Source organism: Ancylomarina sp. 16SWW S1-10-2 (genome assembly GCF_009669305.1).
Classification (GTDB): domain Bacteria; phylum Bacteroidota; class Bacteroidia; order Bacteroidales; family Marinifilaceae; genus Ancylomarina.
In genome coordinates this window covers 1-741 of the sequence record NZ_SADB01000113.1, presented here as the reverse complement: position 1 = coordinate 741, position 741 = coordinate 1, and the positions used below count along the sequence as shown (strand labels likewise).

Genomic DNA, 741 nt, shown 5'->3' with positions numbered 1-741 from the left:
GTACCAGGTGCCGCCCACGCCCTCGGCCGCCTCCAGGATTTGGACATCGAGGCCCAGGCGGTCGCGCAGGCAGATCAGCTGGTACAACCCGGAAAAGCCGGCTCCGATGATCAGCGCATCGAGGTCGCGAGGCGATTTGCGGGCGCTGGCAGCGCGCATTGTAGCGATCTTCGGCTCGGTCATCGTTTCGCTTCCGCAACAGGGTGCTGACGCGAAGAGTGTACACGGGCGCAATCTGCCCATGGAGCCACTGAGTGGGCAGGCGGGCTATGCAATTGTGCCATGCGGCGATGGGAATTTGGAGGCCACGCCCGGAATCGAACCGGGGTGCGAGGATTTGCAGTCCTCTACGTCACCACTCCGCCACGTGGCCTCACTTGCCGGCGCCTAGCAGCGGGCGGCTGACAGATACGCAACAAAACGGTGCGGTCAAGCCGCTGGTATCACACACTGCCGCGGGGATGCAACGCGCAGATGGGCGATTTGCAGTGCTGAACCGTGCGCGATCGGCAGTAGCAGGCGTTGCCACCTTTGGCTATGGTCCCCGCGCACGACTGCCGTCTCGGGGAAGTACATGTCCAACTTTGCACTACAGCGGAAGAATATGGTCGAGAGCCAGGTTCGCCCAAGCGACATCACCGATCGCCGCATCACGCGCGCCATGCTGGACATTCCGCGGGAGCTGTTCTGTCCCGAGGGATTGAAATCCACGGCCTACCGTGACGAAGTGCTGCAGGTGAA

Annotated in this window: 2 protein-coding genes and 1 tRNA gene; 1 reads left to right on the top strand and 2 read right to left on the bottom strand. The window is 62.8% G+C overall.

Annotated elements, in window-relative coordinates; translation table 11 throughout:
• Together EMN46_RS18705 and EMN46_RS18700 are read right to left on the bottom strand one after the other, a co-directional pair.
• Positions 1-183, bottom strand: a 183-nt coding sequence (locus tag EMN46_RS18705; protein ID WP_229130428.1) for an NAD(P)-binding protein, incomplete at its 3' end; no start/stop codon positions are given.
• A gap of 116 nt (positions 184-299) precedes the next feature.
• Positions 300-373, bottom strand: a tRNA-Cys gene (locus EMN46_RS18700).
• 201 nt (positions 374-574) lie between these two features.
• Between EMN46_RS18700 and EMN46_RS20590 the strand changes: the two genes are divergently transcribed.
• On the top strand, positions 575-741 hold a 167-nt coding region (locus EMN46_RS20590; RefSeq protein ID WP_368667584.1), incomplete at its 3' end, for a hypothetical protein.